The sequence below is a fragment of the Amycolatopsis sp. NPDC049868 genome, from assembly GCF_044461365.1.
Lineage (GTDB): Bacteria > Actinomycetota > Actinomycetes > Mycobacteriales > Pseudonocardiaceae > Amycolatopsis.
In genome coordinates, this window is the sequence record NZ_JBITKV010000010.1 from 201348 (window position 1) to 227253 (window position 25906).

Below are 25906 nucleotides of genomic sequence, written 5' to 3' on the forward strand. Positions count from 1 at the left end.
GTCAGCGGCGGGGGAGGCGGCGAAGGGCCTTCAGGCCCGCGCTCAGGCCTCGCGCCCACAGCTTCGGCGGGATTCCCTTGCCGGGGCGCAGTGGCATCCCGCGCTGCACCGCGATCGCCTGGGCCTCGGTGTACTTGAGCAGCCCTTCGGCGCCGTTGCGCCGTCCGACTCCGGACTCCTTCATCCCGCCCATCGGCAGGCCCACGGTCCCGAAGGTCGCCGCGAAGCCTTCGTTGACGTTGACGGTCCCGGCCTTCAGCCGCGCCGCGACCTCCCAGCCCGCCCGGCCGTTGCGCGACCAGACGCTCGCGTTCAGCCCGAACTTCGTGTCGTTGGCGCGCTCGATCGCGTCGGTGACGTCGGTGTAGCCGTAGATCGACACGACCGGCCCGAAAGTCTCCTCGGCGAACAGCTTGACGTCCTCGGTGACGTCGGTGAGCACGGTCGGCTCGTAGAACAGCGGGCCCAGGTCGGGCCGGGCCTTGCCGCCGGTGAGCACCTTCGCGCCCTTGGACCGGGCGTCCTCGACGTGCGCCGACACCGTCTCCAGCTGGGCCTCGGAGGTCAGGGATCCCATCTGTGCCTGGTAATCCAGGGCGCCGCCGAGCCGCAGCGCGGCGGTCTTGGCGACGAAGGCGCGGGTGAACTCCTCGCGGATCGACTCGTGGACGTAGATGCGCTCGACCGAGACGCACAGCTGCCCCGCGGAGGAGAAGCACGCGGTCACCGCGCCCGTGGCGGTCTTGGCGATATCCGCGTCGGGCAGCACGATCATCGGGTTCTTGCCGCCGAGTTCCAGCGAGTAGCTCGTCAGCCGCTCCGCCACCTTCGCGGCGAGCCCCTTACCCGTGGGCGTCGATCCGGTGAAGCACAGATAGTCCGATTCTTCGACCAGGGCGTCGCCGATCCGCGAGCCCCGGCCGAGCACGATCTGCCAGACACCGGCGGGCAGCCCGGCCTCCTCGGCGACCTCCTGCAGCCACAGCGCCGAAAGCGCGGTCTGGTTGTCCGGTTTCTGCACGACGGCGTTGCCCGCCGCGAGCGCGGGCAGGACGTCCATCGCGGTCAGCGCGAGGGGATAGTTCCACGGCGAGATGATCCCGACGACGCCCTTGGGGTGCCGGATCTCGCCGACCTTCGTCAGCACCGGGATCAGCCCGGCGGCGCGGCGCGGCGAAAGGAACTTCGCGCTGTGCTTGCCGTAGTAGGCGGCCACGAGGGCGGTGGCGCTGACCTCGTCGAAGGCGTCCATCCTGGCTTTGCCCGCCTCGATCTGCACGAGGTCGAGCGCCTCTTCCTGGCGCTTCAGGACGAGGTCGTGCAGGCGGATCAGGATGCGCTGGCGGTCTTCGACCGGCCGCTCGGCCCACGCGCGCTGAGCTTCCCTTGCCTGGTCGAACACGGCGCGGACGTCGGCGTCGGTGGCCTGGGGGAGGGTCGCGATCGGCTGCCCGGTGAAGGGTGCGCGCATCTGGACGGGAGCCGAATCCGCGCCGCCCACGACCCGGCGCACGAGCCGCTCCGCCCTCGCCATGGCGGGGGCGCCGGGGACGTCGCCGATGGTGGCCGGCCCTTCGGTGTGGTTGCCCGCGCTCGCCGGTGTCGTGCTCGTCATGCCGTCTCCGTTCCATGCCGCGCGGAGCCGGGGAGGCGCCACGCAGAGCCCAGGTGTTACCGACGAGTACAGCATACTGCCGGTATGGAGACCGTGCACCGCTGATATGAATATGTTTCACGTATTGTCGGGTCGTGGCGGGTTGTCCGGCGACGGGCGCAGGATGTCCTGCTGCTGCAACGCGGACCCCGCGGGTGGTGTCGGGGGAGACGGCGGCTCGTAGGGCTGCGGCTGCTGTTGCCGCGGATACTGCTGCTGGGGGACGCCGGGCGCGTAAGGGGTGTAGGCGACCGGGTAAGGGACTTGCCGAGGCGGCGCCGGTTCACGCCGGTTGGCCACGATCGCCAGTCCGATGGTGAGCAACGCCACGAGCCCGCCCGCGAGCAGGATCCAAAAACCGCTGCCGGTCCCATAACGCGAGACGAAGCGGCCGGTGTCCTGCCCGAAGCTCAGGCTCGCGGAGATGTCCATGCCGAGCATCCAGACGCCGATCGCGGTCCCCGCCCCGCCGGCGACCAGCAGTGTCCTCGACGTCGTCGCGGCGATGGAGGTCGAACTCCGCCGGTACGTGGCGAAACCCACCGCCGCCCCCGCGAACAGTGTCAGCGCGGCGGCCGACAGCGGGATGCCGTAGCGGGCGACATGCGTCTTGTCGTAGAACTCCTTCTCTTCGGCCGAGGGTTCGATGTCGAAGGTCCGCGTCCAGCCGGTTTCGGCGAATTTCGACACCGGCTTGCCCTCGGAAATCTGTTCGTACGTCGACTGCGGGAGAAAAGTCGCGAGAAGTACCAGCAGGCCGGCGAAAACCCCCATCATCGCGGCGAAAAGGCGAGGGAGCCGCGCGTCGGACGGCGGGCGCGGCGCGGCGGACGGCGGGATTGCGCTGAACGGGCCAGTCGGTTGGTACGGCTGCTGCTGCGGCGCGCTCATGATCGGCTCCTCCGCCGGTTTTGTTGGCCAGCAAGGAATTCCATCACGAATCGGCCGAGGAGATAAGTGTCACCTGTGCTCTGGTCAAGGACTTTCGCGCGTGCTACGCGGAGGTGTCCTCGTACAACATGACCGCGACGCGCTTCCACTCGTCGAGCAATTGCCGCCGCCGCTGGGGATCACCGCCGAGTTCGGCGTCCAGTGCCAGTCCGCGGGTGAGGTTCACGGTCAGCCAGAAGAGGATCTCCGCGCGTTCCTTCGGGAGATCGCCGGCGACCGCGGTGACGTGCTCCAGCGTCGAGCGGCCCAGCGCCCGGTCGACCGGGCGGATCGCCTCGCGGAGTTCGGGGTCGGTGCGCGCCGCGACCCACAGTTCCGTGGCGGCCGTGGACAGCGTGCCCGAGTAGCCCTCCCACAGCAGGTCGATCGCCGCCGCGACCCCCGAGGCGCCGCCGGGGAGCTCCGAGATCGACGTCGCGAGGCGTCCGCGCAGCTTCTCCGTCAGATGCGCGACGGCGGCGGCCATGAGCTCGGCCTTCGCGGAGAAATGGTGCTGCACGGCGCCTTTCGAGACACCGGCGCGGGCGCAGATCTCCTGCACCGAGGTGCGCGCGTAACCGAGGTCGACGAGGCAGTCGATGGTCGCGTCGAGCAGTGCGGTGCGGGTCTGCTCCCGTCGCTCGGCCTGGGTGCGATGGGTCCTGCCGAGCACACTCACCGGATCCAGCCCCCTTTACGTGCAGCTCGGTACGGATGTACATTCCGAATAGAACTTACATCCTAAGCGTCATGTTTTCCAGGTTCGATCAGGAGGCGTTGGCCGTGCCCTTGCAGATCCAGAAGAGTTCGTGGAGCACGACGGAGCTCGAAGACCTCCGGGATCTCGCCCGGACCTTCTGCCAGAAGGAACTCGTGCCGAACCAGGAGCGCTGGGCGGCCGAGAAGAAGGTCGACCGCGAGCTGTGGACGAAGGCGGGCGAGGTCGGCCTGCTCGCACTGTCCATCCCGGAGGAGTACGGCGGTGGCGGCGGCACGTTCGCCCACGAGGCCGTGCTCTACGAAGAGCAGGCCCGGTCCGGCGACAGCGCCTGGGGCGTCACCGTCCACAATGGAATCGTCGCGCATTACATCCTGGAGTACGCGAACGAGGAGCAGAAGAAGGCGTGGCTGCCGAAGTTCGCCTCCGGCGAGATGGTCGGCGCGGTCGCGATGACCGAACCCGGCACGGGTTCGGACCTGCAGAACATCAAGACCCGCGCGGTACGCGACGGCGACCACTACGTGATCAACGGCGCGAAGACGTTCATCACCAACGGTTTCCACGCCGACCTCGTCGTCGTCGCGGTGAAGACCGACCCGGACGCGGGCGCGCAGGGTGTCTCGCTGATCGCCGTCGAAACCGACACCCCGGGCTTCAGCCGCGGCCGCGTCCTCGACAAGATCGGCCTCAAGGGCCAGGACACCGCGGAGCTGAACTTCGACGACGTCCGCGTCCCCGTGGCCAATCTCCTTGGTGCCCAGGAAGGTCTCGGCTTCATCCAGCTCATGCAGCAGCTGCCGCAGGAACGGCTGATCATCGCCGTCACCGCGGTCGCCGGGATGGAGGCCGCGATCGACCAGACCATCGCCTACACCAAGGACCGCCAGGCCTTCGGCCGTCCGGTCTACAACTTCCAGAACACCAAGTTCAAGCTCGCCGAGGCCGCGACCGAGGCCGCGGTGTCCCGTGCCTTCCTCGACCAGTGCATCGAACGGCATCTGCGCAAGGAACTCGACGTGCAGGGAGCGGCGATGGCGAAGCTGTGGACCACCGAACGGGTCAACAAGGTCGTCGACGACTGCCTGCAGCTCTTCGGCGGCTACGGCTACATGACCGAGTACCCGATCGCGCGCGCGTGGGCCGATATCCGGATCTCCCGGATCTTCGGCGGCACCAGCGAGATCATGAAGGAAATCATCTCCCGCACGCTGTAGGAAACCGTTGGCGCAGGAAGGAAAGACGTGGCGAAGAAGGCCGGCCCGCTGAGCGGGCTCAAGGTCGTCGAACTGGCCGGGCTCGCCCCGGCGCCGTTCGCCTGCACGATCCTCGCCGATCTCGGCGCGGAGGTCGTCCGGATCGACCGGGCGACACCCGGCAACGACGTCATCGGGTTCCCGAACGATCCGCTCGCCAGGGGCAGGCGGTCGATCGGGATCAACACCAAGACCCCCGAGGGGGTCGAACTGGTGCTGAAACTCGCCGACGACGCCGACGTGCTCATCGAGGGTTTCCGTCCCGGTGTCGCCGAGCGGATGGGCATCGGACCGGTGCAGGTCCACGCCCGCAACCCGCGGCTGGTCTACGGCCGGATGACCGGCTACGGCCAGGACGGCCCGTTGGCGACCGTCGCCGGGCATGACATCAACTACATCGGCATCTCCGGCGCGCTCGAACCCATCGGGCACGCCGGGCAGCGGCCGGTGGTGCCGCTCAACCTCGTCGGTGACTTCGGCGGCGGCGGCCTCCTGCTCGCGATGGGCGTGCTGGCGGCGCTGTTCGAACGCCAGACGTCCGGCAAGGGACAGGTCGTCGACGCGTCCATGGTGGACGGTGCCGCGCTGCTGACCACCAGCCTGCACGGACTGCTGGACTCCGGGCTGTGGTCCGGCGGGCGCGGCGAGAACATGCTCGACGGCGGCGCGCCGTTCTACGACACCTACGAGACCGCCGACGGCAAATACGTCGCCATCGGCGCGATCGAGATGCGGTTCTGGGGCGATCTGGTGAAGGTGCTCGGGCTCGACCCCGAGGAGACCCCGGTCCACGTCGACAAGAACGAGTGGCCGAAGCTGCGCAAGATCGTCGCCGAGGCCGTCGCGAAGCACACCCGCGACGAACTGGTGGCGAAGGCCGAGGGCACCGACGCGTGCTTGACGGCGGTGCTCTCCCCGAAGGAGGCGCCGTCGCATCCGCACAACGTCGCGCGCAAGACGTTCGTCGACGTCGGCGGCATGCTGCAGCCCGCTCCCGCGCCGAGGTTCGACCGCACACCGGCCGACACGCCGGAACCGCCGCGGCCCAAGGGCGGCGACACCGCCGAGGTCCTCGCCGAACTCGGCGTGGACGCCGACGGGATCGAACGGCTCAGGGCCGCGGGCACCATCGCGTGAGCTGAAGGGGACTTTCCCGCGACTGATGCGGCGAAGGGAGCCTTCGGCCCCGGCTGGGTTGGGCAGCTGAAGTACATGAAGGCCTCCTTCCTTGCGCCTGGCGCAAGGAAGGAGGCCTTCATGTACTGGGCATGGTGAAGGTCGCACCCAAAGTTCAGTAGGTACCTAAAACACCCTTGGCCCGAGCCCGAATCGCCACTCAGGCCCCGCTTTCAGCCCACGTCGAGATCGGACCGCAGCACCGAATAGAGGACGTGGTCGCGCCAGGCCCCGTCCCGGAACCCGTAGCCGCGCAGCACGCCCTCCCTGGTGAAGCCCGCCTTCACCAGGGAGCGCTGCTCGGCGACGTTGCCGACCTCCGTCGACGCTTCGACCCGGTTCATCTGCGTGTGCGCGAAGAGGTACCGGACCAGCTGCCGCTGGGCCTCGGTCCCGTAGCCGTGGCCACGTGCCTCGGGGATGAGCACGAGCCCGGCGTTCCAGCAGTACGACGTCGAGCCGGTCCTGGTCTTGTGCCACGAGACGAAACCGAGCCGCTGCCCGTCGAGCTCGATCATCAGCATCCCGTTGTCCGCCGCGAGCATGCCGGTCTCGGACCAGCGGCGGCGCAGGAAATGCGGGTCGTGCCAGCCGTGCCACTCGAACGGGCCCGCGGCCCGTGGATCGTTCGTGAGCGCTTCGAGCATCGGCAGGTCTTCTTCGGACACCGGTCTGAGCGCGACTCCGGTTTCTGTCATCCGGCAGACATTAGGGCCGCCGGCCGTCGAAACTGCCGTGACGCCCCGCACCGTCACTGAACCGGCTGGCGCCCGCGACGGCCTCTTCCGCGAGCCCGCCGCCGATCAGCGCGTTCGAGAACTCCGCCCGCATCGCCTCGTCTTCGGTCAGCCCGTACTGGCCGTACGCGGACTTGCGATCCGCACGCAGGCACGCCTGGGGGAACGCGGCCAGTTCGCGCGCGAGCGCTTGCGCGGCCGCCAGTGCCTCGCCGTCCGGCACGACCCGGTTCGCAAGTCCGATGGCGAGCGCCTCGTCGGCGTCGACCGGTCTGCCGGTGAGGATCAGGTCCATCGCCCGCGAGTGGCCGATCAGCCGGGGGAGGCGCACCGTGCCACCGTCGATGAGCGGCACGCCCCAGCGGCGGCAGAAAACGCCGAAGACGGCCGTGGTGTCGGTGACCCGCAGGTCGCACCACAGCGCCAGTTCCAGCCCGCCCGCGACGGCGTGCCCGCGGACCGCGGCGATCACCGGCTTCGACAGGGCCATGCGCGTCGGGCCCATCGGCCCGTCACCCGCTGGGCTGAGGGAGTTGGTGCGGCCGGTGCCGACGGCCTTCAGGTCGGCTCCGGCGCAGAAGGCGTCACCCGAACCGGTGAGGACGGCGACCGCGGCCTCCCCGTCGGTGTCGAACGCGCGGAACGCGTCCGCCAGCGCGGCCGCGGTCGGCCCGTCCACCGCGTTGCGGGACTCGGGGCGGTTCAGCGTGATCGTCGTCACCGGCCCTTCCCGGTGGACGAGAACGTTTTCGCTCATCGATCGCTCCCTCAGGCGAATACGGGTGGGCAACAGGGCCCGATTCTCCTTAAAGTGGTGACAAAGTCCGCAGTGCGCGCGGAGTCATCGTCTGGACACTACGGTGTGATGGGATGGAGCCATGTCGCCCGGCTTGAAGAAATTCCTCGTGATCGCCGTCGTCGCGCTCGTGCTCTTCTTTCTGATCAGCAGGCCGACGCAATCCGCCGATGCCGTCCACACCGCCCTCGGCTGGCTCCGGTCCGGTGCCGAAGCCATCGTGACGTTCGTCCGGAGCCTCTTCTCCTGATCCCTCGTTCCGGTGATCATCGGTGTCCTCGGCGACGCCGGTGATCACCGTGCGCAGCCACCTGCGGTTATCACTCAGCGTCACCCGTCTCGGATTTCGGTCGCACGACTCGACCATCCGGGTGGATTGCCCCCGAAAACCCGCTGGTCGACGAATTCGTGCCCTGGAAGCTCTGGCGGAAAAGACCTCCGCGCCCCTACGGTGCTCACATTGCGTGATCGGTTGGTCCTCCAGGCGCCGGAGCCGGCCTCCTGGGCGAGGAGTTTCCGCAGGTGCAAGCCCCAGGGCAGCGGGAACTTCCAGCCGGGCAAGTAAGTCAGGACTTGTCAGTCGGGGAATCATGAGGAGGCAGGGATGACCGGAGATCCCGGAGTCGATGCGTTGATCCGGCAGTGGGCGGCCGAGCGTGAGCAGACCCCCGAAGAGCAGGAGGCCGACCGCATCGCGTCGGCGTGGCTGGCCGACGTGCCAAGGCAGGCTCCCGGAATCCCGGGCCAGCGTCAGCAGTCCGGCCAGGCGCGCTGGGCGCCGGTCGAGGCCGCCGACCCCGGCTACCTCGACGCCATGAGCCGTCGTCTCCCGGAGGTCCCGCGGGACCTGCTCGTCGCGGCCGCCGGCTGGTGGCAGATGGTGGGTGGCGTCGCCGAGGCCGAAGCCTGGTGGGACGCCGGGATCAGCCCGCTCGACCAGCGCGCGCTCGACTACCGCGCGGCGGGGCTCGCCCCGTCCGACCTGAGCCGCCGTCTCGGCCCGATGACCGTTTTGCAGCACCTTCGCCGCGGCAGCGCCCCGGCCTGGTGCGTGGCGCGGCTGGCGAGGCAGCAGAAGTCCGCCTGATGAGAACTTCTCGCACGCGCGGGTGAACCGGCGTGGCAGGGGCGATCTCGGCTACCGCGTAACGCTAACCTGCGCGGGCTCGTTGTTCGAGCATCGGTCGTGATCGCCGCCCACGCTGGAGGACTCGCTTCGTGCGCACCACCCCCGAAAACGACGAGCTCGTCGACGACCCGGCCACGCCCGCTCCGCCACGACGCGGGGTGGGCGCCGCGGTACTCGGCAGGCTGGTGATCGTGCTGGCCGTGCTCGGCCTCGCCGGGGGCGGGATCTGGCTGGTGACCAAGGCGTCCGCCCCGGTCGCGAGCCCGACGACGATGGAGATCCCCGCGCTGCAGGTCAAGGCGGCGGACGTCAAACCCGGTTCGGTCGCCCCGGTCAACGCCACCCTCGCGGGTGGTACCACTCAGCAGACCTCGCCCCAGCAGGCGCAGCCGAAGCCGGGCAAGGACCCGCTGACCGCCTGGACCGAGCGGGCGGCCCAGGCCACCGGCATCCCGGCCAGGGCGCTGCTCGCCTACGGCAACGCCGAACTGGCGATGCGCCAGATGCAGCCGAACTGCAAGATCTCGTGGGCGACCCTGGCGGGTATCGGCCGGATCGAGTCGAACCACGGCCAGTACGGCGGCGCCGTCCTCGGCCAGGACGGACGGCCGTCGAAGCCGATCATCGGTGTCCCGCTCGACGGGTCGCCCGGCGTGAAGGCGATCGGCGACACCGACGGCGGTCAGTTCGACGGTGACGCGGCCGTCGACCGCGCGGTCGGCCCGATGCAGTTCATCCCCAGCACCTGGCGCCGGTATGCCGCCGACGGCAACCGCGACGGCGTCGGCGACCCGCAGCAGATCGACGACGCGACGCTCGCGGCGGCGCGCTACCTGTGCGTGAACAACCGCGACATGTCGGCCGCCTCGGGGTGGTGGCAGGGAATCCTGTCGTACAACAACTCGACCGAGTACGCGCAGAAGGTCTTCGGGCTGGCGGACGGCTACGCGAAGTCCGTGGCCGCCGCCTCGTGACCTCGCGCGTGCCATGAACGGTCCGTTCCTTGCGAAATTCGCAAGGAACGGACCGTTCATGGCACGCCGCGGGACCGGAAGGAACAGCCGGGACCAAGGTCCCGAGCGCCCAGGTCGGCGACGATTCGCCGCGCACCCAGTGCTAGCGTCGATGTGTGTCCGCTTCGCCCGTCATCCTGCGCCGTCTCGGCATCGCCGGCGTCTGCCTGGTGAGCCTGGCGCTGTGCTGCGGGCTCGCCTGGTGGCAGTGGGAGCGGTTCTCCTCGGCGAGCGGGACGTTCCAGAACCTCGGCTACGTCCTGCAGTGGCCGCTGTTCGGGCTGTTCCCCGCGTTCATGTTCTGGCGGATCCGCAAGCTCCGCCGCCGCGCCGCCGAAGCCGACGCCCAGGAGACGGTGGCCGAGACCGCCGTGCCCGAGGTGCCGGCGCCCCGGCAGCGGCGTGCCCCGGTGCCGCCGCCCCCCGAGGACGACGAGCTCGCCGCGTACAACAAGTACCTGCGCGAACTCAACGCCCGCGACAAGTAGTCCCCAGAGAGGTTCGAGACCCTATGACCACCCGAACTGACGACGCCGCCCCGGCCCGCCCGGTCTCGCTGGGCGGACCGCTGATCCGGTTCCGCGTCGCGGCGTACGCCACCGGTGTGGCCCTCCTCGGGCTGGTCGCCGAGATGCTGCTGCAGTACGTCTTCAGCGTGGAACTTCCCCAGTTCGTGAAGATGATCCCCATGGTCCACGGTGGGCTCTACCTGATCTACCTGCTGCTCGCGGTCGACCTCGCGATCAAGGCCCGCTGGTCGATGAAGGGCACCCTGCTCGTGCTGATCGCCGGCTGCATCCCGTTCTTCTCGTTCGTGATGGAGCGCAAGGTGACGCACAAGGTCCAGGCGGGCGCGAAGCTCTAAGTGGTTACTGCCGGAAGTCCTTCGGGGGTATTCGGCGGATCCAGGTTTCTGCTGGGCGTGCGGCCGGAAGGTCCTCGTACCGGGTTGTACTCGGGCCTTTCGGCCGTGCGTCCAGCAGGAAGCTGGGCCGTCGAGACCCCCGGAGGACTTCCGGCGGTGACCACTAAGCCCGGCGCCGGAAGGTCAGCGCCACCAGGAAGGACACCGCTGTCACCACGGCCGCGGCGGTGAAGGCCGCGGTCATCCCGTCGACGGTCGTCTCCGCCGGGCTCCCGGACGGGGTCCGGGTCACCGCACCGAACACGGTGATCAGGATCGCCAGTCCCAAGGTCGCCCCGACCTGCTGCAACGTCTGCAACGCACCGCCCGCGGCACCCGCGTCGTCGGTGGGCACCGTCGCCATGATGATCACGCTGAGCGGGGAGAACGCCAGCCCCGCGCCCACGCCCATCAGCAGCATCGGCCCGAGCAGATGCGAGAAGTAGCCGCTGTCCGTGGTCAGTGTGGTCAGCCAGACGACCCCGCCGGTCATCAGCGCGGTGCCGGTCAGCGCGAGCGGTTTCGGCCCGAACCGGGGGAGCAGCTTCGGGATCAGCCTGCTCAGCAGGAACATGCAGACCGCCATCGGCAGGAACGCGAAGCCGGTCTCCAACGCGGCGAAACCCGCGATGTCCTGCAGGAACTGGGTCAGGAAGAAGAACATCGACATCATCGCCATCGGCCCGAGGAAGAAGTTGACGTAGGCCGCGGCCCGGTCGCGTTCGGCGAACAGGCGCAACGGGATCAAAGGCTCGCTCACCCTGGTCTCGATGGTGACGAAGGCGGCCAGCAACGCCAGCCCGGCGGCGAGGCTGCCGAGGGTGATCGTGTCGCCCCAGCCGTGCGACGCGGCGTGGGTGAAGGCGAACACGAGCGAGCCGACACCGAGGGTGCCGGTGAACGCGCCGGGAAGGTCCAGCCTGGCGCGCCGCCGGGGCGGCTCGGCCACGTATCGCGAGGTGAGCAGGACGATCGCGAGCCCGAACGGGACGTTGATGTACAGCGCCGCGCGCCACGAGATCCATTCGGTCAGCAGGCCACCGAGCAGGAGGCCGATCGCGAAACCGCTGCTGGACATCGCCGAGAACAACGCCAGCGCGCGCACCCGCGCCTTGGCTTCGGTGAAGGTGCTGGTGATCAGCGCCAGCGTGCTCGGCCCGGCGAGCGCGGCGCCGACGCCCTGCGCGACCCGGGCGGCGATCAGCAGCTCCGCCGAGCCGGCGAGGCCGCCGAGCAGGGAGGCGGCGGTGAACACGGCCGCGCCGACGACGAACGTCCGGCGACGGCCGAACAGGTCGCCCGCGCGGCCGCCGAGCAGCAGCAAACCGCCGAAGACCAGGCTGTACGCCGTCATCACCCAGGACAGGCCGGTGTCGGTGAAGCCCAGTTCGGACTGGATGCGGGGGAGCGCGACGTTCATCACCGTCGCGTCGAGGATGAGCATGAGCTGGCAGGTCAGGATGATCGGGAGGACCAGCCGGTGCGGAGGTGGTGGGGCCCCGGCCGTGTCCGGCCTAGGCTCGGCACGCAGGGTTCGTTCGGTCAAGGAATACTCCAAAGACGTAACGAGATGAAGCGGAGAGACTCTCCACTTGAGGTCGTGAGCGATGATATGGAGAGTGTCTCCGCTTACGCAAGTGAATTCGGAGAACGTCTCCGTTTTCGTCGCCCGAGGAGGTGCAGATGGTCACGGCCGATCCGGCCCGCCCCATGCGTGCGGACGCGCGGCGCAACTACGAGCGCATCGTGGCCGTGGCGAAGGAGGCGTTCACCGCCGACGGCGTGGACGTGCCGGCCGACGACATCGCCAAACGCGCCGGGGTCGGCGCGGGCACGTTGTACCGCCACTTCCCGACGCGCGACAAGCTGATCGAGGCCGTCTACCGCGATGAGATCGACGGGCTGGCGCAGCAGGCGTACGACCTGCTCGACGAATTGCCGCCGGGGAAGGCGCTCGAAACCTGGCTGGCCACGCACGTCATCTACGTGATCGAGAAGCACGGGCTCGCGATGACGCTGAAGGCGTCGGTCGACGCAGGCTCCGAGGTCTTCGGCTGGTGTCAGTCACGGTTGCGGGCCGCGGCCGACACGATCGTGAAGGCGGCGCAGGACGAGGGAGTGCTCCGGGCCGACGTCGCCGGTGTCGACATCCTGCGGCTCGGCCACGGGCTGGGTTCGGCGGCGAGCAAGGCTTCGGAAGAGGACACGAAGCGGCTGCTCACGATCGTGTTGGACGGCCTCCGGATGCAATGAACGGTCCGTTCCTTGCGAAATTTGCAAGGAACGGACCGTTCATGGCGCGCGCGTCAGGAGCCGATCCCGGTGAGGGACCGCACCTCCATCTCGGCGTGCTTGACCGGATCGGCCTTCGACCGGCCGACGAAGGTGCCCACGAACCCGCACAGGAACGAGAACGGGATCGACACCAGGCCCGGGTTCTTCAGCGGGAACCAGTGGAAGTCGACGCTCTTGACGATCGAGTCCGCGGCCCCGGACATCACCGGCGAGAAGAACACGAGCACCAGGCTGGCGATCAGCCCGCCGTAGATGCCCCACAGGGTTCCGGTGGTGTTGAAGCGTTTCCAGAACAGCGAGTACAGCAGCGTCGAGAGGTTCGCCGACGCCGCGACGGCGAACGCGAGCGCCACCAGGAACGCGATGTTCTGCCCGTTCGCCAGGATGCCGCCGATGATCGCGAGCGCCCCGACGGCGACCGCGGTCAGCCGTGCGACGCGGACCTCCGCGGCCGGTTCCGCCTTGCCGCGCTTGAAGATGTTGGCGTACACGTCGTGGGCGAAGGAGGCCGAAGCGGTGATCGTCAGCCCGGCGACGACGGCGAGGATGGTCGCGAAGGCCACCGCCGAGACGATGCCGAGCAGGAGGGTGCCGCCGATGTTCAGCGCGAGCAGCGGCGCCGCCGAATTCTCCCCGCCGGGCGCGTTCTTGATCGCCTCCGGGCCGACCAGCGCGGCCGCGCCGAAGCCGATGACCAGCGTGCAGAGGTAGAAGATCGTCATACAGGCGGTCGCCCACACCACGGAGCGCCGCGCCTCGCGCGAGTTCGGCACCGTGTAGAAGCGCATCAGCACGTGCGGAAGCGCGGCGGCGCCCAGGACCAGCGCCAGCGCCAGCGAGACGAAGTCGAGCTTCGTGACCTCGCTCTTGCCGTAGGAGCCGCCCGGCTCCAGCAGTTCGTCACCGAGCGGGCTGTTGTCGGCGGCGGCCGAGAGCAGGTTCGAGAAGCTGAAACCGAACTTGCCGAAGAGGAACACGGTGATCAGCGCGCCGGTCAGCAGCAGGATGGTCGCCTTGATGATCTGCACCCACGTGGTGCCCTTCATCCCGCCGACCAGCACGTACAGCACCATGACGACGCCGACGACGCCGATCACGAGCGCTTGGCCGATACCGCCGTGGATGTCCAGCAGCAGCGCCACCAGGCCACCGGCGCCCGCCATCTGCGCGAGCATGTAGAAGAAGGAGATCACCAGGGTCGACGTCGCGGCCGCGGCACGGACCGGGCGCTGCTTCATCCGGAAGCTCAGCACGTCGCCCATGGTGAAGCGGCCGGTGTTGCGCAGCAGCTCCGCGATCAGCAGGAGGTCGACCATCCACGCGACGAGGAACCCGATCGAGTACAGGAAGCCGTCGTAGCCGTGGATCGCGATCGCCCCGGCGATACCGAGGAACGACGCCGCCGAGAGGAAGTCACCCGAAAGAGCGATGCCGTTCTGGCGTCCGGTGAAGGCGCTTCCCGCCGCGTAGTAGTCCGAAGTGGAGGAATTACGCGTGCTGACGCGGTACACCACGTACAGGGTGATCGCGACGAAGAGCGCGAACACCGCGATGTTCAGCGCCGGGTTGTTGTCGGGGATGCTCATCGCCCACCCGCCTCGGCGGCGGCCCGCAGCGCCTCGACCTTGGGGTCGAGCCGCTTCTTCGCGAACTTCAGGTACGCGACCGTGATCAGGATCGTGCTGGCGAACTGGCCCAGCCCCAGCAGCATGCCGACGTTGACCTCACCCCACACCTTCCGGCTCATGAAGTCGTGGGCGTAGGCCGCCAGCAGCACGAACGTCATGTACCAGGTGAAGAACAGCAGGCTCATCGGGAACACGAACCGCCGGAAGGTCTTGCGCAGCGCGACGAACTCCTTGCCGTGCTGGATCCGGTCGAAGTCCGGGCCGGCGGGGCGCGGCGGCGGGGGAGTGGACTGGCGCTCGCGGACGAACAGCGCGGGCATCTGCCCGGTGTCCTCCAGGGCGTTGCTCGCCGCGTAGGGACGCGCGACGTCGGGCATGGGTTCCTCCGGGGCTTGCATCCGTGGCGCGGTACGGGGAGCGCACATACTAACTACGGCTACACCCGCTCTGAATAGGCGACCCCGGTTCCACGAAGGCAAGAGCCGGTATTTCGGTTTCCCCTCGTATTAGTGTTCCCGGAAATCGTTTCGGCCGGAATGACCGGGCTTTATCACTCGTAATAGTGAGCAGGGTTGTCACACGGGGTCGTCGCCCGAACGGCCCACTGCGGCAAACGACGGACGACGACCACGCTCTGTCCCTCAATTTGGTGACAGATCGTAGTTTCGCTACCGGGCGGCACCGGGTTTCGATACCGTGCCCGCCATCCCGGACCGGGGAAGATCCCCCGCTTCACCGGGTGCCTCGAAAGAAATCACCATGTCGGGCGACATCGAACCGGCGTGGGTGGCAAGGCCACAACATCGGGCACATATTTGGGCTTGACCCACCCGTTGGGGGCACGGAAAGTAGTTCGACCGGGCGACGTGGCTACCGTACGTAGGCTGATCGGGTGATTAGGGCACCCTGTGTATCCGCGCAACCCGTAACCGGAATTCCCTCGTTTGTGACGCTCGGGCGGTTTTCGGGCCCCACAGATCGTTCGGAAGCACACTTTTCGCTGGTCAGCACCCGTGTACTGAACGGAATTGACGGCACCCGGATTGGTGTACGATTCTTTGGCCCGGCCGACCCGCAGTGATCGATTGGCAAAGAAAAGTTGATCTCGACGACCATGCACTTCGCAGGTTGCGACCTGCACGTGCAGGTGCAAGACCTCCCGAAGCGGACCGGTGCTCCCGGGCACACTGGGAACACTGGGAACATTGGGATCGCCGGACAGGGTCCCTCACGTCGCGATCGATCACGTGGTCAGGCCGGGGTCGAGTTCCCCGCAGGCAGGTATCTCGCGGGAACGGACGCCTCAGACCGTGCCAGGACGCCGGACAGGGAGTCACCTACGTGACCGTTGCAGGAGAAGGCCAAGTGCCGGTCGGGGAGCTGCTGGGACGCACTCCCCGGCCATCTCGGTGGGCCACCGGCTGGCGCACGCTCGTGCGCTGGCGGGACTGGAGCCTGCCGGTGAAGCTGTCGGCCGTGACGCTGGTGCCGATCCTCATCGCGCTCGCGCTGGGTATCGCCACCATCGCCGGCCAGGTCGGCCGGTCCGACGGCTACCAGCGGCTCGATCGCTTCGTCGCGCTGAGCGGGCACATCCGCACCCTCGCCGACGGCCTCGGCCGCGAACGCACCCAGTCCGCCGCCGGGCTGACCACCGGCACCGTCGGCGGGACCCTGGAACTCGGCTCGGCCCGAGCCGACGTCGACACCGCCATCCCGCTCTACGGTGCCGCCGCGTCCCGGGCCGTGGAGAACGAGCCGTCGCTCCGTCCGGCGCGTGAAGCGGCGGCCGCCCAGCTCGACCGGCTGCCCGACATCCGGCAGCGAGCGTCCTCCGGGCAGCTCGACCCCGTCCAGGCGATCGGCGAGTACACCGAGGTGACCACCGCGCTGCTCGCCCTCGACACCGCGCTGGCCGCCGGTGCCAGCCAGGACGACCTCGGCGGCACCCCGACGGCGCTGCACGACCTCGCCGTGATGAAGGAACAACTGTCGCTGAGCCAGGCGCTGGTCTCCTTCGGCATCGCGCGGTCGAGCCTCGCGCCGAGCGAGCTCGACCAGCTGCGCACCGCCGAACTCCGGCTGACCGACCGGCTCACCGACTTCCGCGCCGCCGCTTCGGAACAGCAGCGACAGGAATTCAGCGCCGCCGTCACCGACCAGGCGATGGAAAACCGTGACAGGCTCGCGAAAACCGCGCTCGGCGAGCAGGGAACCCCTTCGGCGCAAGCGTTCCGCACGTTGTCCGCGCAGGGCTGGACCGACGCGTCGACCGCGGTGATCGGCAAGGTCGGCGAGGTCGCGAACAAATTCGGCGCCGAGACGAGCGCGGTGTCGGCCGAACTGGTCGACGACGCCAGCAGCGGCGCGGGCCTGCTCGCGGTCCTGCTGTTCGGTGCGATGGTGCTCGCCGTCGCCGTCGTCTTCCTCATCACCCGCCAGTTGCTTCGCTCGCTGAAGGTGCTGCGCACCAGCGCCCTCGACGTCGCCGAAAAGCAGCTGCCCGACGCGGTCCGCAACATCCAGGAGGGCCGTTCGCAGGGCACCGACGTGCTGCCGGTCCCGGTCGGCGGCGACGACGAGATCGGCGAGGTCGCCAGGGCCTTCGACAAGGTGCACCACCAGGCGCTGCGCCTGGCCACCGAGCAGGCCTCGATGCGCACCGGCTACAGCAACGTGTTCGTCAACCTCTCCCGCCGCAGCCAGAGCCTCGTGCAGCGGCAGCTGCAGCTGATCGAGCGGCTGGAGCGCGACGAAGAGGACGCCGACCAGCTGGCCACGCTGTTCCAGCTGGACCACCTCGCCACCCGCATGCGCCGCAACAACGAGAACCTGATGGTCCTCTCCGGCGCCGAGCCGGGCAGGCGGTCCGGTCAGCCGGTCTCCGCCACCGACGTCGTGCGCGCGGCGGTCTCCGAAATCGAGCAGTACCAACGGGTCACCGTGCAGAACCCGCCGCCGGTGCGGCTGGTCGGGTACGCGGCCAACGATCTGATGCGCCTGATCGCCGAACTGCTCGACAACGCCACGGCGTTTTCGGCGCCGGAGACCCAGGTGACCGTCGCGACCAGGCTCGTCGAAGACGGCTCGTTCGGCATCGACATCCTCGACAAGGGCATCGGGATGAACGAGGCCGAGGTCGCCGAGGCCAACGCCCGGCTCACCGAGGCCCCCAACGTCGACCTCACCACTTCGCGCCGGATGGGCCTGTTCGTCGTCGGACGGCTGGCCAGCAGGCACCGCATCGGTGTCTCGCTGCACGGCGGCAAGGACATCGTCGGTGTGCGCGCCACCGTCTCGGTTCCGGCGGATCTGGTGATGGTCCCGCCCGGCGGAGACCCCGGCCCCGCGACCGGCCCGATCACCCAGCGCCTCGCGCCGCTGCCGCCGCAGCAGCCGGGCGGCCTGCCCCGCCGCCAGCGCCCCACGAACGGCTCACGCCCGGCGATGCCGAGCGTGCCCTCGCAGGGCGGCGAGCGGTGGCCGTCGGCGAACGACCTGGCCGGTCACGCCAAGCCGGGGGTGAACGGGCACAGCCGCTCCCAGGAGCCGCGGCCGCCGTCCGATCTGGAGATCTCGGGAACGGCGCTGTTCAGCCCGATCCCCAAGGACGAGACGACACCGCCGCCCGCCCAGCCGCCCGCGCCGGAGCCCCGCCGTCCCGAACCGGAACCCGCCGCCGAGCCCGAGCCGGTCGCCAAAGAGGCGGACAAGCCCGCCCCGGCGGAAGGCGATCTGCCCAGCGGCAAGGAACTGTTCGAGGCCAAGAACAACACCACGCTGAGCGAGTGGTGGAACCAGGCGGCCACCCCCGCCCCGGCCCCGGCCGCCCCCACCGCAGCGCCCAAATCGGAGACGACCCCGATCTTCGACGAGATGCTCTCGGCGTGGTTCCGTTCGCCCGCTCCCGCTCCGGAAAAGCCCGCGGCCGAACCCGCGGCCAAGAAGGAGAAGCCGGGGGCGAAGGAACCCGAAGCGGAGAAGAAGGCCGAGGCCGCCCCCACCGCCGAGCAAGAGGCCCGCAGCTGGGACTTCGCCAGCGACAAGGCCTTCCGCACGGTGCAGGAGGTCTCCCAGAACGCCCCGTCGACGTTCACCCAGGCCGGGTTGCCGCGTCGCCGCAAGGGCGAGCAGCTCCTGCCGGGCAGCGCGGCGTCGTCGGTACCGGCCGCCGAACCCGCCGCCAAATCGGAACTGCCGGTCCGCGACCCGGCGAACGTGCGCGGCAGGCTGAGCAGCTTCCAGCAGGGCGTCAAACGAGGCCGCAAGGAAGCGGCGGACAAGGCCACCCCGGTCGCCGCCGAGCCTGTCGCCGCCGAGCCGGACACGAAGCCCGAGCCGGCAGCGGCCACGGAACCCGCGAAGGCACCTGAGCCCTCGAAGGCCCCGGAGTCGTCGAAGACACCTGAGCCCGCGAAGGCGCCGGAAACGGCCGAGCGTCCGGCGGCCCCGCCCGCCGCGTTGCCCAGCCGGAAACCGCAGGCAGCGAGCCCGGAACCGGAGCCGGTCGCCGCCACCGAGCGGACGGACGCCTGGAACTTCGGCTCCGACGAAGGCTGGAAAGCCGCCCAAGCGGTGTCCCAGTCCGTGCCCTCGCGGACGACTTCGGCAGGATTACCCAGGCGCCGTCGCGGGGAGCAGCTGCTCCCGGGCAGCGCGGGACCGCCCGCCGGGGCGGTCACCCCCCGACCACAGCGAGACGCGCACGACGTGCGCGGTCGCCTGAGCAGTTTCCAGCAGGGCATCCAGCGCGGACGGCACCACACAGCCCAGGCGACCGAAGCCAACCACGAAACCCTGGAGGGTGAATGACCTCGCCGAACCCGGCCCAGCCCCAGCAGAACCAGTTCGGGTGGCTGGTGAATGACTTCGCCGAGCGGGTACCCGGAGTGGCGCACGCCGTGGTCGTGTCGGCGGACGGCCTCCTGCTCACGGCGTCCAGCAGGCTCCCGCTGGACCGCGCCGATCAGCTGGCCGCCGTCGCCTCCGGCCTGGTGAGCCTGACCCAGGGTGCCGCGCGCTGCTTCGAGGCGGGCGCGGTCAACGAGACCGTCGTCGAGATGGAACTCGGCATCATGGTGCTGATGTCCATCAGCGACGGCTCCTGCCTGGCCATCCTCGCCGCCCCCAACTGCGACATCGGACAGGTCGCCTACGAGATGACGATGCTCGTCGATCGCGTCGGCCAGATCCTCACGCCGGAACTCCGCGCACAATTGCAGGGCGCCGGTGGGTCGCTGATCGGCGAACCGGTGGGATGATGTCCCGATGAGCACCGGATCCGGATCCTTCGGCGAACCGCCGGAGACGGGTGAGCACCAGCCTCCGCACGCGGGGGCTGCCAATCCTGCCGGTTCACGGGACGACGGCACCTTCGCCGACGTCCTGAACGGCTTCACCTTGGATTCGGGCCGTGGTCGTCGGAAGCGCAAGAAGAACAAGCAGTCAGAGGATTCCCAGCCGGGCGGAGCACACGCCGCCGGGGAATCGGCAGTCCCGCAGCCGACCGATCAAGGAGACCGCGTGACCTCACTTGCCTCTCCACCCGACAGCGGCGCAGGTGCCGTCGGGCCGAGACCAGGTGGCCTTTTCGACCCGGGCCCACCCAGCGGCGAGTTCATCATGCCCGCCGTCTTCGAGCAGACGCCGTCGCCGCTCGAAGAGACGGCGATCGTCCGGCCCTATGCCCTCACCGGGGGCCGGACCAAGGCGAACTACGCTCTCGAGCTGGAGACCCTCATCTCCACCAAGGACCATGTCGTCGCGGGTAGCCTCCCCGCGGTGGCCGCGGACCAGATCGAGTGTGTCTCGATCATCGAGGAGTGCCGCACCCCGCGTTCGGTCGCCGAGATCGCGGCGACCCTGCGTGTACCGCTGGGTGTGGCACGCGTGCTGATCAGCGACGCGGCGGACGCGGGACTGGTCAGCGTGCACAAGACGATTTCGGGCAATGACGGCGCCGAGGCACATCTGGTGTTGATGGAAAGGGTTTTGAGTGGACTCCGTCGGCTTTAAGGCACCGCGGGAAACCGCGCCCCCGACCATGACATCCGCGAAGATCGTCGTGGCGGGTGGCTTCGGTGCGGGTAAGACGACCTTCGTCGGTTCGGTGTCGGAGATCGTCCCGCTCACCACCGAGGCGATGATGACGGACGCCAGTCGGGGGATCGACAACCTCGACCAGACGCCCAACAAATCGACCACCACGGTCGCGATGGACTTCGGCCGGGTCTCCCTGGACGCGGACCTGATCCTCTACCTGTTCGGCACGCCCGGGCAGCAGCGGTTCTGGTTCATGTGGGACGACCTCGTCCGCGGCGCGATCGGCGCCGTGGTGCTGGCCGACACGCGACGGCTGGCCGACTCGTTCGCGCCGATCGACTTCTTCGAGGACCGGGGCCTGCCCTACATCGTCGGGGTGAACACCTTCGACGGCATCCTCGAGCACGACATCAACGACGTGCGTGAAGCGCTGTCGATCGACCCCAACATCCCGATCGTCCGGTGTGACGCCCGGGAGCGGGAGTCGACGAAGCAGACGCTGATCACGCTGGTCGAATACGCGATGCGGCAGTGGATCGCGTTGCGGGCGAGCAACGCGAGGTGATCCTGACGGCGGCAGCGTAGGGGCTGCCGCCCAGGTTTCACGCCTTTTCGTAGGTGAGCAGTACCGCGCGCCCGTCCATCGTGCGGGTGCCGGTCAGCCGCAGGTCCGTGCGCACTCCGCCCGCGAACACCTGCTTGCCGCCGCCGAGTACCACCGGGTGCACGACGACGTGGGCCTCGTCGATCAGGCCGCGGTCCGACAGCGCGGTGGCGAGTCCGGCGCCGCCCATCAGCAGCAGATCCTTACCGGGCCTGCCTTTGAGTTCGGTGACCCGCTCGGTGAGGTCGCCGCCGACCACCTCGGTGTTCCAGCCGGCCTTGTCCAGCGTCCGGGAGAACACGATCTTCGGCGTCTCACGCCAGATCGGGGCGTACTCCAGGTCGTGCGGGTGGTCCGAGATCGTCTCGGCCTCCGGCCAGTACGACGACATCATCTCCCAGACCCGCCGCCCGTAGACGAGGGTGTCGGCGCGGTCGGTGAGTTCCTTGGAGTGGCCGGACAGGTCGGAGCCCATCTCCGCCCAGTCGAACTCGCCGCCCGGGCCTTCGATGCGGCCGTCGAGCGAGGTGTGGACGGCGTAGACGAGCTTGCGCATGGCTTGATCCCTTCGGTGTGGCGCCTGCCTTCCGGGCGCCGGACACCGAGGGGTCGGAGCGGACGCGGGGTTCTCGACATCCCCTCCCCGGATTCAGAGGACTGAATGCGTCAGTACTCGTCGTGGCGCTTCCACCAGTGCCCGGGGCCGTCGGTCCCTTGACCGGCCTCCTCCCAGGCCTCCTGCCGTCCGAGTGGCGTCAGGTCCAGGTAGCGCAGCGTCCCCACCAACTGGTCCGCGCCGCGGCCGGTGGTGAAGTAGGTCCGGAACACGTCGTCGCCGTCGCGCAGGAAGACGCTGATGCCGAACCCGCCGTCGACACCGCAGTCGGGGTTGAAGTCGCCGAGGGTCGAGACCCAGGGCATGGTCCAGCCCATTCGCTCCTTGTACCGCTCGATCTCAGGCAGCGTCGCCGGCGCGACCACGTACAGCGTGGTGTCGCGGGCGTGCAGGTGGGCGGGGTGACCGATGTTGTCCACGAGCATCGAGCAGCCGGGGCAGCCCGCCTTCTGCCCGGGTCCGAGCATGAAGTGGTAGACGATCAGCTGACGTCGTCCCTCGAAGAGGTCCAGCAGGGTCATCTTGCCCTGGGGGCCTTCGAACTCGTATCCGCTGTCGAAGCGGACCATCGGCAGCCGTCGCCGTTCGGCGGCGATCGCGTCCGCGGCACGGGTGAGTTCTTTTTCCTTGGCCAGCAACGCGTCTCGGGCGATCTGCCACTCGTCGGCCGAGACGATCGACGGCAGTGTGGTGGTCTCAGGCATCGGTTTCGCCTTTCTGAAGTTCGGCCAGGTGTTCTTCCATGCGGTCGAAGCCGCCTTCCCAGAAGCGCCGGTAGTGCTCGACCCAGTCGGAGACTTCGCCGAGCGGGGCGGCCTCCAGCCGGCAGGGCCGCCATTGCGCCGTGCGGCTCCGGCTGATCAAGCCCGCGCGTTCGAGGACCTTGAGGTGTTTCGAGACGGCTTGGAGGCTGACCGAGAAGGGTTCGGCCAGCTCGTTGACGCTGGCCTCGCCGGTGGCCAGCCGGGCGAGGATCGCCCGCCGGGTGGGGTCCGCCAAGGCGGCGAACGTGGCGCTGAGCTGATCAGTGGTCATCGCTGCTCAATCAATCGGTTGTTTAACCTTTAGGTTGAATATACTGGTGCGAGTTGATCTGTCAAGGACGAGTGAGAGCGCCGTCACGCAAGAGGATGGGTTTAAAACAGTAGGAAGTCCTAGTATTTTGGAGGGATGAGCAGCGACCTGCACCGGCCCGTGAACCCCGTTCGCTTCGTGACGGCGTCGAGCCTCTTCGACGGGCACGACGCGTCCATCAACATCATGCGGCGGATCCTGCAGTCGCAGGGCGCGGAGGTCGTGCACCTCGGGCACAACCGGTCGGTCGACGAGGTCGCCACCGCGGCCATCGCCGAGGACGTCCAGGGGGTGGCCATCAGTGCCTACCAGGGCGGGCACGTCGAGTACTTCAGCTACCTGGTCGAGCTGCTCAACGAGCGCGGCGCGGGGCATATCAAGGTGTTCGGCGGCGGTGGCGGGGTCATCGTCCGCGAGGAGATCGACCTGCTGCACTCGCGGGGTGTCGCGCGGATCTTCTCGCCCGAGGACGGCTACGAGATGGGCCTCCCGGGCATGATCAACCTGATGATCAAGGCCTGCGACACCGACCTCGCGGCGCAGTCGCCCGGTTCGCTGGACAAACTGCTTTCGGGTGACATCCCGGCGTTGTCCCGCGTCATCACCCAGCTTCAGCGCGAGTCGCTGCCGCGGGACCTGCTCGACAAGATCACCGAGGCCGCCAAGTCGCGGACCGTGCCGGTGCTCGGCATCACCGGGACGGGTGGTTCCGGCAAGTCGTCGCTCACCGACGAGCTGATCCGCCGCTTCCGGCTGGACCAGGAGGACAAGCTCCGCATCGCCGTGCTCGCCGTCGACCCGTCGCGCCGCAAGGGCGGGGGAGCGCTGCTCGGCGACCGCATCCGGATGAACTGCCTCGACGGCAGCCCGGTCTACTTCCGTTCCCTCGCCACGCGGACCACCAGCGGCGAGATCCCCACCGGGCTCTCCGAGTCCATCCTCGCCTGCAAGGCGGCGGGCTTCGACCTCGTGATCGTCGAGACGCCCGGTATCGGCCAGGGTGACGCCGGCATCGTCGACTACGTTGACCAGTCGCTGTACGTCATGACGCCGGAGTTCGGCGCGGCGTCGCAGCTGGAGAAGATCGACATGCTCGACTTCGCCGACGCGGTGGCGATCAACAAGTTCGAGCGCCGCGGCGCCGAAGACGCCCGTCGCGACGTCGCGCGCCAGCTCGTGCGCAACCGCGAGGCCTTCAGCTCCTCGCCCGAGGACATGCCGGTTTACGGCACCAGTGCCGCGAAGTTCAACGACGACGGTGTCACCGCGCTCTACCAGCACCTGCGCGACACCCTCGCCGAACGCGGGCTGACCGTTTCGGCGGGTGTGCTCCCGAAGGTCGAAGGCAAGGTCTCCACCGACGCCAGCACGATCATCCCGGCCAACCGGACGCGCTATCTCGCGGAGATCTCCGAGACCGTCCGCGGTTACCACGCCAAGACCGAGCAGCAGGTCGCCGCGCTGCGCAAACGCGAGCACCTCGCCGCCGCCAAGGAGGCGCTGACCGCCGTCGACGCGAGCACCGACGCGCTCGACGGCCTGCTCGCCGCCGCCGAGTCCGATGTGGACGGTGAATCGGCGAACCTGCTCGCCCGCTTCCAGGAGCTCGCCGAGTCCTACCGCGCCGACGAGCTCGTCGTGAAGATCCGCGACAAGGAACTGCACACCCAGCTCTGGCGCGACACGCTGTCCGGCAACCGGATCCCGCGCGTGGCGCTGCCGCGCTACACCGAATCCGGCGAGCTGCTGTCGTTCTTGCGCCGCGAGCACCTGCCCGGATACTTCCCCTACACCGCGGGCGTTTTCCCGTTCAAGCGCGAGGGCGAGGACCCGGCGCGGATGTTCGCCGGCGAGGGCGACCCGTTCCGGACCAATAAGCGGTTCAAGCTCCTGTCGGCCGATTCCGACGCGAAGCGCCTTTCGACTGCCTTCGACTCGGTGACGCTGTACGGGCACGACCCGCACACCCGCCCCGACATCTACGGCAAGGTCGGCACCTCGGGCGTCTCCATCGCGACGCTGGAGGACATGGAGGTGCTCTACGACGGCTTCGACCTGACCTCGCCGAGCACGTCGGTGTCGATGACGATCAACGGGCCGGCGCCGACGATCCTCGCGTTCTTCCTCAACACCGCGATCGACCAGCGCGTCGAGGCGTTCAAGGCCGAACACGGCCGCGAGCCGTCCGAAACCGAGGCCGCCGAACTGCGCGAATGGGCGCTGCGCAACGTCCGCGGCACCGTGCAGGCGGATATCCTCAAGGAGGACCAGGGGCAGAACACCTGCATCTTCTCCACCGAGTTCAGCCTGCGCATGATGGCCGACATCCAGGAATGGTTCATCGAGCACGGCGTCCGGAACTTCTACTCGGTGTCGATCTCCGGCTATCACATCGCCGAGGCCGGGGCGAACCCGATCTCGCAGCTGGCGTTCACCCTGTCGAACGGCTTCACCTACGTCGAGAGCTACCTCGCGCGCGGGATGAACATCGACGACTTCGCGCCGAACCTGTCGTTCTTCTTCTCCAACGGCATGGACGCCGAGTACTCGGTGCTGGGCCGGGTCGCGCGCCGGATCTGGGCGGTCGCGATGCGGGAGCGCTACGGCGCCAACGAGCGTTCGCAGAAGCTCAAGTACCACGTGCAGACCTCCGGCCGGTCGCTGCACGCGCAGGAGATGAGCTTCAACGACATCCGCACCACGCTGCAGGCGCTGTGCGCGCTCTACGACAACGCGAACTCCTTGCACACCAACGCTTTCGACGAGGCGATCACCACGCCGTCGGAGAGCTCGGTGCGGCGCGCGATGGCCATCCAGATGATCATCAACAAGGAGTGGGGCCTGTCGAAGAACGAGAACCCGTTGCAGGGCTCGTTCATCATCGACGAGCTGACCGACCTGGTCGAAGAGGCCGTGCTGCTGGAATTCGACCGGATCTCCGAGCGCGGCGGCGTGCTGGGCGCGATGGAGACCGGCTACCAGCGCGGCAAGATCCAGGACGAGTCGATCCTCTACGAACGCCAGAAGCACGACGGCACGCTGCCTATCATCGGCGTCAACACCTTCCGCAACCCGAACGGCGGCGAGAACGACGTCGAGGTCGAACTCGCGCGGGCGACCGAGGACGAGAAGCGTTCGCAGCTGGAGCGGCTCGAGGACTTCCAGCACCGCCACCAGGCCGAGGCACAGGTCGCGCTCAAGACGCTGCGCGAGGCCGCGACCCGCGGCGGCAACCTGTTCGGTGTCCTGATGGACGCGGCCCGGGTGTGCTCGCTCGGCCAGATCACCGAGGCGTTCTTCGAGGTGGGCGGGCAGTACCGGCGCAACGTGTAGC

At 68.8% G+C, this 25906-nt stretch carries 24 protein-coding genes; 13 read left to right on the plus strand and 11 right to left on the minus strand.

The window, feature by feature from the left end:
- Position 1 precedes the first annotated feature (1 nt).
- The 3 genes from ACIBTM_RS33585 to ACIBTM_RS33595 all read right to left on the minus strand — a co-directional run bounded on the left by ACIBTM_RS33585 (position 2) and on the right by ACIBTM_RS33595 (position 3257).
- Positions 2-1615 (minus strand): succinic semialdehyde dehydrogenase, encoded by a 1614-nt coding sequence (locus ACIBTM_RS33585; protein WP_395881161.1) that lies wholly within the window; start codon positions 1613-1615, stop codon positions 2-4.
- A 117-nt stretch (positions 1616-1732) separates the two neighbouring features.
- Positions 1733-2545 carry a hypothetical protein gene (locus ACIBTM_RS33590; RefSeq protein ID WP_395881162.1) on the minus strand — a complete coding sequence of 271 codons (813 nt, stop codon included), beginning with the start codon at positions 2543-2545 and terminating at the stop codon, positions 1733-1735.
- A gap of 103 nt (positions 2546-2648) precedes the next feature.
- Positions 2649-3257: a TetR/AcrR family transcriptional regulator gene (locus ACIBTM_RS33595; RefSeq protein WP_395881303.1), complete on the minus strand. Its 609-nt coding sequence runs from the start codon at positions 3255-3257 to the stop codon at positions 2649-2651.
- Positions 3258-3367: 110 nt separating this feature from the next.
- Here ACIBTM_RS33595 and ACIBTM_RS33600 point away from each other — a divergent pair, with 110 nt between their 5' ends.
- Together ACIBTM_RS33600 and ACIBTM_RS33605 are read left to right on the plus strand one after the other, a co-directional pair.
- Positions 3368-4519, plus strand: coding sequence for an acyl-CoA dehydrogenase family protein (locus ACIBTM_RS33600; protein ID WP_395881304.1), 1152 nt, complete (start codon positions 3368-3370; stop codon positions 4517-4519).
- A gap of 27 nt (positions 4520-4546) precedes the next feature.
- Complete coding sequence (locus tag ACIBTM_RS33605) at positions 4547-5695, plus strand: CaiB/BaiF CoA transferase family protein (RefSeq protein ID WP_395881163.1); 1149 nt, start codon at positions 4547-4549, stop codon at positions 5693-5695.
- Between the two features lie 212 nt (positions 5696-5907).
- Here the strand turns inward: ACIBTM_RS33605 and ACIBTM_RS33610 are convergent, their stop codons facing one another.
- Together ACIBTM_RS33610 and ACIBTM_RS33615 are read right to left on the minus strand one after the other, a co-directional pair.
- Positions 5908-6432 (minus strand): GNAT family N-acetyltransferase, encoded by a 525-nt coding sequence (locus tag ACIBTM_RS33610; protein ID WP_395881164.1) that lies wholly within the window; start codon positions 6430-6432, stop codon positions 5908-5910.
- A gap of 10 nt (positions 6433-6442) precedes the next feature.
- Positions 6443-7228: a crotonase/enoyl-CoA hydratase family protein gene (locus tag ACIBTM_RS33615; protein ID WP_395881165.1), complete on the minus strand. Its 786-nt coding sequence runs from the start codon at positions 7226-7228 to the stop codon at positions 6443-6445.
- 121 nt (positions 7229-7349) lie between these two features.
- Here ACIBTM_RS33615 and ACIBTM_RS33620 point away from each other — a divergent pair, with 121 nt between their 5' ends.
- The 5 genes from ACIBTM_RS33620 (at position 7350) to ACIBTM_RS33640 (ending at position 10274) form a co-directional block, all read left to right on the plus strand.
- Entirely contained in the window at positions 7350-7517 is a 168-nt protein-coding gene (locus ACIBTM_RS33620; protein WP_364204249.1) for a hypothetical protein, read from the plus strand.
- A 354-nt stretch (positions 7518-7871) separates the two neighbouring features.
- Positions 7872-8354: a helix-turn-helix transcriptional regulator gene (locus ACIBTM_RS33625; protein WP_395881166.1), complete on the plus strand. Its 483-nt coding sequence runs from the start codon at positions 7872-7874 to the stop codon at positions 8352-8354.
- 131 nt (positions 8355-8485) lie between these two features.
- Entirely contained in the window at positions 8486-9370 is an 885-nt protein-coding gene (locus ACIBTM_RS33630; RefSeq protein WP_395881167.1) for a lytic transglycosylase domain-containing protein, read from the plus strand.
- Between the two features lie 155 nt (positions 9371-9525).
- Entirely contained in the window at positions 9526-9897 is a 372-nt protein-coding gene (locus tag ACIBTM_RS33635; protein ID WP_395881168.1) for a hypothetical protein, read from the plus strand.
- Between the two features lie 23 nt (positions 9898-9920).
- Complete coding sequence (locus ACIBTM_RS33640; protein ID WP_395881169.1) at positions 9921-10274, plus strand: DUF3817 domain-containing protein; 354 nt, start codon at positions 9921-9923, stop codon at positions 10272-10274.
- A 163-nt stretch (positions 10275-10437) separates the two neighbouring features.
- Here ACIBTM_RS33640 and ACIBTM_RS33645 read toward each other — a convergent pair whose 3' ends face one another.
- On the minus strand, positions 10438-11859 hold the full coding sequence (locus tag ACIBTM_RS33645) for an MFS transporter (protein ID WP_395881170.1): 1422 nt from the start codon (positions 11857-11859) through the stop codon (positions 10438-10440).
- Between the two features lie 137 nt (positions 11860-11996).
- Here ACIBTM_RS33645 and ACIBTM_RS33650 point away from each other — a divergent pair, with 137 nt between their 5' ends.
- Positions 11997-12566 carry a TetR/AcrR family transcriptional regulator gene (locus ACIBTM_RS33650; RefSeq protein WP_395881171.1) on the plus strand — a complete coding sequence of 190 codons (570 nt, stop codon included), beginning with the start codon at positions 11997-11999 and terminating at the stop codon, positions 12564-12566.
- 53 nt (positions 12567-12619) lie between these two features.
- Here ACIBTM_RS33650 and ACIBTM_RS33655 read toward each other — a convergent pair whose 3' ends face one another.
- Together ACIBTM_RS33655 and ACIBTM_RS33660 are read right to left on the minus strand one after the other, a co-directional pair.
- Complete coding sequence (locus tag ACIBTM_RS33655; RefSeq protein ID WP_395881172.1) at positions 12620-14194, minus strand: cation acetate symporter; 1575 nt, start codon at positions 14192-14194, stop codon at positions 12620-12622.
- On the minus strand, positions 14191-14613 hold the full coding sequence (locus ACIBTM_RS33660; RefSeq protein ID WP_395881173.1) for a DUF485 domain-containing protein: 423 nt from the start codon (positions 14611-14613) through the stop codon (positions 14191-14193). The genes ACIBTM_RS33655 and ACIBTM_RS33660 overlap by 4 nt, the downstream gene beginning before the upstream one ends.
- A gap of 988 nt (positions 14614-15601) precedes the next feature.
- On the opposite strand from ACIBTM_RS33660, the gene ACIBTM_RS33665 reads away from it, so the two are divergent.
- The 4 genes from ACIBTM_RS33665 to ACIBTM_RS33680 are packed head-to-tail and all read left to right on the plus strand — an operon-like array spanning position 15602 to position 20843.
- Positions 15602-19048: a nitrate- and nitrite sensing domain-containing protein gene (locus ACIBTM_RS33665; protein WP_395881305.1), complete on the plus strand. Its 3447-nt coding sequence runs from the start codon at positions 15602-15604 to the stop codon at positions 19046-19048.
- Positions 19045-19497 carry a roadblock/LC7 domain-containing protein gene (locus ACIBTM_RS33670; RefSeq protein WP_005166055.1) on the plus strand — a complete coding sequence of 151 codons (453 nt, stop codon included), beginning with the start codon at positions 19045-19047 and terminating at the stop codon, positions 19495-19497. The genes ACIBTM_RS33665 and ACIBTM_RS33670 overlap by 4 nt, the downstream gene beginning before the upstream one ends.
- A 7-nt stretch (positions 19498-19504) precedes the next feature.
- The gene (locus tag ACIBTM_RS33675) at positions 19505-20251 is read left to right on the plus strand and encodes a DUF742 domain-containing protein (protein ID WP_395881174.1); all 747 of its coding nucleotides are present in this window, start codon (positions 19505-19507) and stop codon (positions 20249-20251) included.
- Positions 20252-20279: 28 nt separating this feature from the next.
- Positions 20280-20843: an ATP/GTP-binding protein gene (locus tag ACIBTM_RS33680; RefSeq protein WP_007033694.1), complete on the plus strand. Its 564-nt coding sequence runs from the start codon at positions 20280-20282 to the stop codon at positions 20841-20843.
- A gap of 37 nt (positions 20844-20880) precedes the next feature.
- Here the strand turns inward: ACIBTM_RS33680 and ACIBTM_RS33685 are convergent, their stop codons facing one another.
- The 3 genes from ACIBTM_RS33685 to ACIBTM_RS33695 all read right to left on the minus strand — a co-directional run bounded on the left by ACIBTM_RS33685 (position 20881) and on the right by ACIBTM_RS33695 (position 22533).
- Positions 20881-21438 (minus strand): dihydrofolate reductase family protein, encoded by a 558-nt coding sequence (locus tag ACIBTM_RS33685; protein ID WP_395881175.1) that lies wholly within the window; start codon positions 21436-21438, stop codon positions 20881-20883.
- A 110-nt stretch (positions 21439-21548) separates the two neighbouring features.
- On the minus strand, positions 21549-22202 hold the full coding sequence (locus ACIBTM_RS33690) for a DUF899 domain-containing protein (protein ID WP_395881176.1): 654 nt from the start codon (positions 22200-22202) through the stop codon (positions 21549-21551).
- Positions 22195-22533 carry an ArsR/SmtB family transcription factor gene (locus ACIBTM_RS33695; protein WP_395881177.1) on the minus strand — a complete coding sequence of 113 codons (339 nt, stop codon included), beginning with the start codon at positions 22531-22533 and terminating at the stop codon, positions 22195-22197. The genes ACIBTM_RS33690 and ACIBTM_RS33695 overlap by 8 nt, the downstream gene beginning before the upstream one ends.
- A 135-nt stretch (positions 22534-22668) precedes the next feature.
- Between ACIBTM_RS33695 and icmF the strand changes: the two genes are divergently transcribed.
- The gene (gene icmF / locus ACIBTM_RS33700) at positions 22669-25905 is read left to right on the plus strand and encodes a fused isobutyryl-CoA mutase/GTPase IcmF (RefSeq protein ID WP_395881178.1); all 3237 of its coding nucleotides are present in this window, start codon (positions 22669-22671) and stop codon (positions 25903-25905) included.
- Position 25906: the final 1 nt, after the last annotated feature.

Coding starts and splice junctions, on each gene's coding strand:
- ACIBTM_RS33585 (WP_395881161.1), bottom strand. CDS start 1,615: ATGACGAGCACGACACCGGCGAGCGCGGGCAACCACACCGAAGGGCCG.
- ACIBTM_RS33590 (WP_395881162.1), bottom strand. CDS start 2,545: ATGAGCGCGCCGCAGCAGCAGCCGTACCAACCGACTGGCCCGTTCAGC.
- ACIBTM_RS33610 (WP_395881164.1), bottom strand. CDS start 6,432: ATGACAGAAACCGGAGTCGCGCTCAGACCGGTGTCCGAAGAAGACCTG.
- ACIBTM_RS33615 (WP_395881165.1), bottom strand. CDS start 7,228: ATGAGCGAAAACGTTCTCGTCCACCGGGAAGGGCCGGTGACGACGATC.
- ACIBTM_RS33620 (WP_364204249.1), top strand. CDS start 7,350: ATGTCGCCCGGCTTGAAGAAATTCCTCGTGATCGCCGTCGTCGCGCTC.
- ACIBTM_RS33625 (WP_395881166.1), top strand. CDS start 7,872: ATGACCGGAGATCCCGGAGTCGATGCGTTGATCCGGCAGTGGGCGGCC.
- ACIBTM_RS33640 (WP_395881169.1), top strand. CDS start 9,921: ATGACCACCCGAACTGACGACGCCGCCCCGGCCCGCCCGGTCTCGCTG.
- ACIBTM_RS33650 (WP_395881171.1), top strand. CDS start 11,997: ATGGTCACGGCCGATCCGGCCCGCCCCATGCGTGCGGACGCGCGGCGC.
- ACIBTM_RS33655 (WP_395881172.1), bottom strand. CDS start 14,194: ATGAGCATCCCCGACAACAACCCGGCGCTGAACATCGCGGTGTTCGCG.
- ACIBTM_RS33660 (WP_395881173.1), bottom strand. CDS start 14,613: ATGCCCGACGTCGCGCGTCCCTACGCGGCGAGCAACGCCCTGGAGGAC.
- ACIBTM_RS33670 (WP_005166055.1), top strand. CDS start 19,045: ATGACCTCGCCGAACCCGGCCCAGCCCCAGCAGAACCAGTTCGGGTGG.
- ACIBTM_RS33675 (WP_395881174.1), top strand. CDS start 19,505: ATGAGCACCGGATCCGGATCCTTCGGCGAACCGCCGGAGACGGGTGAG.
- ACIBTM_RS33680 (WP_007033694.1), top strand. CDS start 20,280: ATGACATCCGCGAAGATCGTCGTGGCGGGTGGCTTCGGTGCGGGTAAG.
- ACIBTM_RS33685 (WP_395881175.1), bottom strand. CDS start 21,438: ATGCGCAAGCTCGTCTACGCCGTCCACACCTCGCTCGACGGCCGCATC.
- ACIBTM_RS33690 (WP_395881176.1), bottom strand. CDS start 22,202: ATGCCTGAGACCACCACACTGCCGTCGATCGTCTCGGCCGACGAGTGG.
- ACIBTM_RS33695 (WP_395881177.1), bottom strand. CDS start 22,533: ATGACCACTGATCAGCTCAGCGCCACGTTCGCCGCCTTGGCGGACCCC.
- icmF (WP_395881178.1), top strand. CDS start 22,669: ATGAGCAGCGACCTGCACCGGCCCGTGAACCCCGTTCGCTTCGTGACG.